Raw genomic sequence first — 8,014 nt, forward strand, 5'->3', positions numbered from 1 at the left:
GTGCGCCCAGCCGATCTCCCTCCTTGTGGGGGAGATGCCCGGCAGGGCAGAGGGGGGTAAGCCACACCCACCGTCATCTAAAACCAACCACCCGCCTCCGGCACGCCGGAAATCAAGCGTTTTCACCACTCACCGTTTCTTCATCGCCTCAGCCAAAGCCGCCGCCAACGCCCCGCCTGGTTGCGACGTCTCAGTGCGTTGCTGCGGCTTTGCACTAGCATGCCGCATGGCATTGGCATTGCCCTTTTCACGCATCGGCTGCGGAGCCGCCTCGCCGCCATCCTTGCGCATGGTGAGGCCGATGCGCTTGCGCTTCACATCCACTTCCACCACGCGGACCTTCACAACGTCGCCAGCCTTCACCACCTCGTGCGGGTCCTTGATGAAGCGGTCTGCAAGCTGCGAGACGTGAACAAGGCCGTCCTGGTGCACGCCAATATCCACGAATGCGCCGAAAGCGGCAACATTCGTCACCGTGCCTTCCAGCAGCATGCCGGGTTTCAGGTCGGTGATTTCATCCACACCATCGGCAAAGGTCGCGGTCTTGAAACTCGGGCGCGGGTCACGGCCCGGCTTTTCCAGTTCGGCGATGATGTCCTTGACGGTCGGAAGACCGAACTGCTCATCGATGAACTGCTTGGGATCGAGCGACTTCAATGCGGCGCTGTCACCCATCACCGAATGTAGATCGCGACCGCAAGCAGCAACGATCTTCTTGGCCACGCCGTAAGCTTCCGGGTGCACGGAGGATGAATCCAGCGGCTCCTTGCCGTTGGGAATGCGTAGGAAGCCCGCACATTGTTCGAAGGTGCGTTGTCCCAAACGCGGAACCTTCAGCAGCTCCTTGCGGCTGGCAAACGGTCCTGTCTGGTCGCGATGCAGAACGATGGCGTCCGCAATCGATGCGCCAAGGCCTGAAACCCGTGACAGAAGCGGGGCGGATGCTGTGTTGAGATCGACACCGACCGCATTCACCGCATCTTCCACAACGGCATCCAGCGAGCGCGACAGCTTGCCCTGATCGACATCGTGCTGGTACTGGCCGACGCCGATGGACTTCGGCTCGATCTTCACCAGTTCCGCCAGCGGATCTTGCAGGCGGCGGGCGATGGAGACGGCACCGCGCAGCGAGACGTCCAGATTGGGGAATTCGGCAGCAGCACTGGCCGAGGCGGAGTAGATCGAGGCACCCGCCTCCGACACAATGACCTTGGTGGGCTTTGCGCCGGTCAGTTGCCCCAGCATATCGGCGACCAGCCGTTCCGTTTCGCGGCTGCCCGTGCCGTTGCCGATGGAAATAAGCTCGACATTGTGTTTCTTGATGAGGCTTGCGAGTTCCGCCTGCGTGCCGCGAATATCGTTCTTGGGCGGGAATGGATAGACCGTGGTGGTTTCCAGCAGCTTGCCGGTGCCATCCACAATCGCCACCTTGACGCCGGTGCGAATGCCCGGATCGAGCCCCATGGTGGCGCGCGAACCGGCAGGGGCTGCCAGCAGCAAATCCTTCAAGTTACGGGCAAAAACGTGAATCGCCTCTTCTTCCGCCCGCTCGCGCAATTCGCGCATCAGGTCGAGCGACAGCGACATGGAGAGCTTCACGCGCCATGTCCAGCCCGCTACCTCCATCAGCCATGCATCCGCAGGCCCTGCGCTGCGGATATCGAAGGCGCTGGCGATGGTGTGCTGGGCGGGTTTGACCGGCGACGGGTCATCCGCATCGACATCGATGGTCAGCGTCAGCACTTCCTCGTTCCAGCCGCGCAGCATGGCGAGCGCGCGGTGGCCGGGAACGGTCGCCCATTTTTCGGAATGGTCGAAATAGTCGGAAAATTTCTCGCCCGCCGCCTGCTTTCCGTCCACCACCTTGGCGCGGAAGGTGGCGTTGTGGCGCATATAATCACGCAGCCGCTTCAGGAGATCGGCATTCTCCGTCATGGTTTCGGCCACGATGTCGCGTGCGCCTTCGAGCGCTGCCTTCACATCCGCCACTTCACCCTGCACATAAGTCTGCGCCAGTTTGGAAGGATCGGCGCTGCGGTCATCCCAGATGGCCTGCGCCAGCGGTCCGAGCCCGCGCTCGCGGGCAATCTCGGCGCGGGTGCGGCGCTTGGGCTTATAGGGAAGGTAAAGGTCTTCGAGTTCCGCCTTGGTCGTGGCCGAGACGATCTTGACCATCAGCTCATCGGTCATCTTGTCTTGACCGGTGATGGAATCGACAATCGAGGCGCGGCGGGCGTTGAGTTCGCGCAGGTAGGACAGCCGTTCCGCCAGCGTGCGAAGCTGGGTATCATCCAGCCCGCCGGTCACTTCCTTGCGGTAGCGGGCAATGAAGGGAACGGTCGCACCTTCATCCAGCAGCGCGATCACCGCCTTGACCTGTTCGGCGCGGGCATTGATCTCGGAAGCGATTGTCGGGGCGATGCGGGCATTATCTGCGGACATATGGTTCTCTGAACTGTTTTAAAATCTGCCCGAACATAGATGCTGATTATGGCATGACAACAAGAAGCTTCCGCGATTCCACAGAAAAGCATGGGTTGCGCTTGACCTTTCAGCCCTTGGCCCTTAACGCCCCAGCGATAACGTAAAACGCGAGATGACAGGGGTGTCGACCATGAAAGTTCTGTTGATCGGTTCCGGCGGACGCGAACATGCGCTGGCATGGAAAATCGCCCAGTCTCCCCTCCTCACACAGCTTTTTGCCGCCCCCGGCAACCCCGGCATTGCCGACCATGCGACGCTTGTGACGCTCAACGTCGAAGACCACGCAGCCGTCATCGCATTTTGCAAGGAAAACGCCATCGACTTCGTGGTCGTCGGCCCGGAAGCACCGCTGGTCGCTGGGCTTGCAGATGATCTACGCGCCGCTGGCATCGCCACCTTCGGCCCTTCCAAAGCCGCAGCACAGCTTGAGGGTTCCAAGGGCTTCACCAAGGATCTCTGCGCCCGCTACGATATTCCGACCGGCGCCTACCAGCGTTTCAAGTCTGCCGAACCGGCCAAGGCCTATGTGCGCGAGCAGGGCGCACCCATCGTCATCAAGGCCGATGGTCTGGCGGCTGGCAAGGGCGTGACGGTTGCAATGACGGAAGCCGAGGCGCTTGCTGCCATCGATGATTGTTTCGATGGTGCCTTCGGAGCCGCCGGTGCCGAAGTCGTTGTCGAAGCCTTCCTGGATGGAGAGGAAGCGAGCTTCTTCTGCCTCTCCGATGGCAAGACCGCTCTGGCGCTGGCCACCGCGCAGGACCACAAGCGCGTTGGCGATGGCGACACCGGCCCCAACACTGGCGGCATGGGTGCCTATTCCCCTGCCCCTGTCATGACACCCGAGATGGTCGAGCGGACGATGAAAGAGATCATCGAACCGACGATCACCGGCATGGCGAAGGACGGCAATCCGTTTTCCGGCGTGTTCTTCGCAGGTCTGATGATCACCGCCAAAGGCCCGGAACTGATCGAATACAACGTCCGTTTCGGCGACCCTGAATGCCAGGTGCTGATGATGCGCCTGAAAAGCGACCTGCTGCCGATCCTCTATGCCACGGCCACTGGCACGCTGGATCAGGTGACCGCAGAGTGGCGCGATGATGCGGCGCTGACCATCGTTCTCGCGTCAAAGGGCTATCCGGCTTCTTACGACAAGAACACGCCGATTACTCACGTTCCCGATGCGCGTGAAGATGCCAAGGTGTTTCACGCTGGCACCGCGCTGAAGGATGGCCACTTGGTTGCCACCGGCGGACGTGTTTTGAACGTGACGGCCTTCGGCAAAACCGTAACGGAAGCAAAAAACCGCGCCTATGCCCTCGCCAAAGAAGTGAAATGGGACAATGGCTTCAGCCGAAGCGACATTGGCTGGCAGGCCGTGGCCCGCGAAAAAGCACAGTAGATAACGCCGGGTTTCGTTCAATATTTACCAAAATTCCTGACCGGATGGAAAGGAAGTTCCGGTAAAATCCCACCCGTCAAAGCGGCAGAATGGCTGCGGTAAACGGGAGTTCTCATGAGCAAGACTTTGCTGACAGTCGCGCTGGTGCTGGCAAGCAGTTCTGCCATGGCGTCTTCCATAGAGGTCATTCACGGCAACCGCACTGGCAATGGCAGTGTGGTGTCGGTAACCTGCGAGGGCTGCCCGACGCTGGCGGCCAAGGTCAAGCCTCTGGCTGAAACGGCCCCTACTCTGGCGCCCGGTACGCAGGATATTTCCATTCGCGACGTCGATGGCAAAAAACAGATGGTGCGCAGGGAAGCATGGCTTGGCGGATCGCCAGTCACTTATGTCAGCAACAATCCAGCGTGGCTCACACCTGATAATTCAGACACTCTGCTCTCCGGGCAACCCGCAACCATCGATAGATTGGTGAAGACCTCAGCGGTGGAAACCGTCATCAACAACGAGGCTGCAATTCCTGTGGCGGCTGACACGACCACACCTTTGTCGCTGGATGGCCTGTCTCTGCGCCAGTCGCAGCAATGAACCCGAACTTAACTATCCTGAGTCACGCCTGATAATTAGCAGCAACTGAAGATAGAAAAAGATTGTCATATTTCTGACAAAACGCAAATTATTTTCTGAGCTACAATCGTTGTCGCGTAAAATTTAAATAATTATTCAAATTTCTAAAGCTTCATCTGACCTAGAGGGTGCGATGTAGGCATCTGTATGGCGCATCAGGCGCTCGTCCCAAAAAATCTATCCAATTGCCGCTGCGCCCGATTTGGCCGCGGAGCATAGCCCTGTGAGCGCTCATGAAGAACTTGCCGATTTCCCGACAATTGATCCTGCTTGTGGTTGCGCTCATGGCAGCTTTTGCCCTGACCACCTACTTCCAGATCAAATCGTCCGTCAACGCCATCTATGAAGAGCGTTACGGCATGCTGCGCACACAGGTGCAGTCGTCCATTTCGATTTTGCAGTCGTTCTACGATAAGGAAAAGGCTGGCACGCTGACCCGCGAACAGGCCATGAGCCAGGCCTTCGCCATCGTCGCTGCGATGAAGTACACGCCCGACGGTTATATGTTCGGCTATGACTACGATGTGAAGATGCTGTTCCATCCCGACCCCAAGCGCGTCGGGCAGAGCTTCAAGGGTAAGCCGGACAGCCAAGGCTTCAACTACCGCGACGAACTCGTTCGTCTGGGACGCGCGGGCGGCGGCGAAACCAGCTTCTATGGCCCCAAACCCGGCGTCGAAGGTGACACCTATCTGAAGAGCTCCTACGCCATGGCCTTCGAGCCGTGGCAGGTCGTGGTCGTCACAGGTGTTTACGTCGATGACCTTCAGGCGCAGGTTCGCTCCACCATCATCAACGCCATCTCCTTCGGCGTCGGCGTGTTCCTTCTGGGTCTTCTCGCCGCCTATGTCGTGATCAGGGGCATCTCCAGACCGCTCGATGACCTGCACAAGGCGCTGGGTGAAGTCGCCAATGAAAATGTCGATCTGGCCATTCCCCACACCGGCATGAAGAACGAAATCGGCCTTATGGCCAAAGCAACGCAAGCTCTGCAACAGAAGGTGCGCGAGCGCCACACCATGCAGCGCCGTCAGGACGAGCAGCAGCAACAGCTCGACAGCGAGCGCCAGTCCAATCTCGACATGCAGCGCGACGAGGCCGAGCTTCAGGCCCGCGTCGTCACCACCATCGGCAATGCGCTGGAACAGCTCGCGCAGGGCGACCTCACCGTACGCTGCAACGATCTCGGTTCCCGCTACGCCGACCTGCGCGACAACTTCAACGAAGCGCTGTCGCAGCTGGATGCGGCTATGGCCAAGGTCAATGCCAAGAGCATCGATATCGGCGGTTCGAAGGACGAAATCCGCAAGGCGTCCAACGAGCTTTCGCAGCGCACCGAACGGCAGGCCGCAAGCCTGGAGGAGACATCCGCTGCTCTGGACGAACTGACGGTGGCCGTGCGCCAGACAGCAGATGGCGCATCGGAAGCGTCAAAGCGGGTGACCTCCATCAGTAGCGACGCCAGCCGTAGCGACAAGATCGTCGAGCAAGCCATTGGCGCCATGAGCGGTATCGAGCAATCGTCGGAGGAAATCTCCAAGATCATCGGCGTCATCGACGACATCGCCTTCCAGACCAATCTTCTGGCATTGAACGCCGGTGTGGAAGCCGCCCGTGCGGGTGAGGCAGGCAAGGGCTTTGCCGTCGTTGCACAGGAAGTGCGCGAGCTTGCCCAGAAATCCGCAGCCGCTGCCAAGGAGATCAAGGAACAGATCGCCCGCTCATCCACGCAGGTGGAAAACGGCGTGCGCCTGGTGGGCGAAGCCGGTGATGCGCTGAAGCGGATTTCCGATCAGATCAAGTCTTCCAGCGACATCGTCAGCAAGATCGCCCATTCGGCTGCCGAGCAGGACACGACGCTTCGCTCCATATCGTCCTCGCTCAACCAGCTGGATGCGGCCACCCAGCACAATGCCGCGATGGCCGAGGAAACCACGGCTTCCGCAGAAGCGCTGGCCGCCGACACCGAGGAACTGCTGAACCTCATCCGCACCTTCCGCGTCTCCAACTCGCAAAATGGCAGCCTGCACGGCATGGCGCAGCAGATGCGGATGGCGAGCTGATCCCTTCACAGACAATCTTGAGATGAGACGCCGGGGGGAAATCCCCGGCGTTTTTTTGTGAGTGGATGCTAGGCGGCCGACCTATGGAGCACAACCCTATCTTCCGTCATACCGGGCTTGACCCGGTATCCAGCAGCGCCGCGCATGCGGTGCGAAAGAGTCTTTCAACCCAATGACTTGGGTTGCCTGGATCCCGCATCAAGTGCGGGACGACGGAGCGTCGCAAGGTCGCTACATGCCACACATCAAAGTGCCTATTAGACTCGCAGTCAACCCCGCCGAGCCGCCTCGATCTTCGCGACATCGATCTTCTTCATCTTCATCATGGCCTCGAAAGCCCGCTTCGCTTCAGCGCCACCGGCGGCCATTGCGTCTATCAGCACGCGGGGCGTGATCTGCCAGGAAATACCCCATTTGTCCTTGCACCAGCCGCAGTCACTCTCCTGCCCGCCATTGCCGACGATGGCGTTCCAGTAGCGATCGGTTTCCTCCTGGGTTTCCGTCGATATCTGGAAGGAGAAGGCTTCATTGTGCTTGAACACCGGCCCGCCATTGAGGCCGACACAGGCGACGCCTGCCACCGTAAACTCCACCATCAGCACATCCCCCTGCTTGCCGGAGGGGTAATCGCCGGGGGCGTGATAGACCTTGCCCACGGTACTATCGGGAAACAGGTCTGCATAGAAGCGGGCGGCGGTTTCGGCGTCCTTGTCGTACCAGACGCAAATCGTATTCTTGGCCATTGTGCATTCCTCCCTGAATTCAATATGGCGAATGCATCATGCCGCAAAATTCGGGAGGTCGCTAGGACGACACGGCCTGTGCTTCAACGAGAGCGACAAGCGCATCGATCTCCCCATCGGAAAACACCGTGATGCCAGCCTGCGCAAGCAGTGCTGCGGTAACGCCATTGCCCGCGTGCTTGCGGCCCGAAAACGAACCGTCATAAACCGCAACCGAGCCGCAGGACGGACTGCCATCGATTAGCAACGCATAGTCGCAGCCATTGTCCTTGGCAAAAGCCAGCGCCTTTTCCGCTCCCGCAATGAACTGCGCCGTCACATCACCGCCGGTGACCTCAAGAACCCGCGCGCGGCCCTGCAGCACATCGAGCCCACATGCCCCACCCTCGATTTCCGCAGGCGGCCGCGGCACTGCCATGCCACCCGCCATCTCCGGGCAGATCGTCACCAGCCTGCCCTCCTGTCTCCAGCGGTCGATGGCAGGATAAGACAGCGGCTTGCCCTTGCCGTCGTAACGGACGGCGTGGCCGAGGAGGCAGGCGCTGATGAGGATTTTTGAGGGCTGGTCGTTGGATGTTTTCATGCGCGGCTAGCCCCCCTTGTAACTTCCCCTCACCGTCATTTGGCGTTTTAATGCCGGTTGCGGTGGCGGATGTGAGACCGAAGCCCCTTTGGGACACCAAGCCCGTGGC

At 59.8% G+C, this 8,014-nt stretch carries 6 protein-coding genes; 3 read left to right on the forward strand and 3 right to left on the reverse strand.

Translation table 11 applies throughout. The features are described 5' to 3' along the window. Positions 1-129: 129 nt before the first annotated feature. The gene (locus ASF29_RS10145; protein ID WP_062450558.1) at positions 130-2,442 is read right to left on the reverse strand and encodes a Tex family protein; all 2,313 of its coding nucleotides are present in this window, start codon (positions 2,440-2,442) and stop codon (positions 130-132) included. A 172-nt stretch (positions 2,443-2,614) separates the two neighbouring features. Here ASF29_RS10145 and purD point away from each other — a divergent pair, with 172 nt between their 5' ends. The 3 genes from purD (at position 2,615) to ASF29_RS10160 (ending at position 6,579) form a co-directional block, all read left to right on the forward strand. Continuing rightward, a complete protein-coding gene (gene purD / locus ASF29_RS10150; protein ID WP_062450559.1) occupies positions 2,615-3,889 on the forward strand; it encodes a phosphoribosylamine--glycine ligase in 1,275 nt (424 codons plus the stop codon). 114 nt (positions 3,890-4,003) lie between these two features. Continuing rightward, positions 4,004-4,477, forward strand: a complete 474-nt coding sequence (locus ASF29_RS10155) for a plant virulence effector HPE1-like domain-containing protein (protein WP_062450560.1) — start codon at positions 4,004-4,006, stop codon at positions 4,475-4,477. Between the two features lie 272 nt (positions 4,478-4,749). Next, positions 4,750-6,579, forward strand: coding sequence for a methyl-accepting chemotaxis protein (locus ASF29_RS10160; protein ID WP_062450561.1), 1,830 nt, complete (start codon positions 4,750-4,752; stop codon positions 6,577-6,579). Between the two features lie 269 nt (positions 6,580-6,848). Here the strand turns inward: ASF29_RS10160 and ASF29_RS10165 are convergent, their stop codons facing one another. After that, positions 6,849-7,322, reverse strand: a complete 474-nt coding sequence (locus ASF29_RS10165) for a VOC family protein (protein WP_062450562.1) — start codon at positions 7,320-7,322, stop codon at positions 6,849-6,851. 61 nt (positions 7,323-7,383) lie between these two features. Then, on the reverse strand, positions 7,384-7,905 hold the full coding sequence (locus ASF29_RS10170) for a DUF523 domain-containing protein (RefSeq protein ID WP_062450563.1): 522 nt from the start codon (positions 7,903-7,905) through the stop codon (positions 7,384-7,386). Positions 7,906-8,014: the final 109 nt, after the last annotated feature.

Origin of the sequence: Rhizobium sp. Leaf262, assembly GCF_001422245.1 — a bacterium.
Lineage (GTDB): Bacteria > Pseudomonadota > Alphaproteobacteria > Rhizobiales > Rhizobiaceae > Agrobacterium.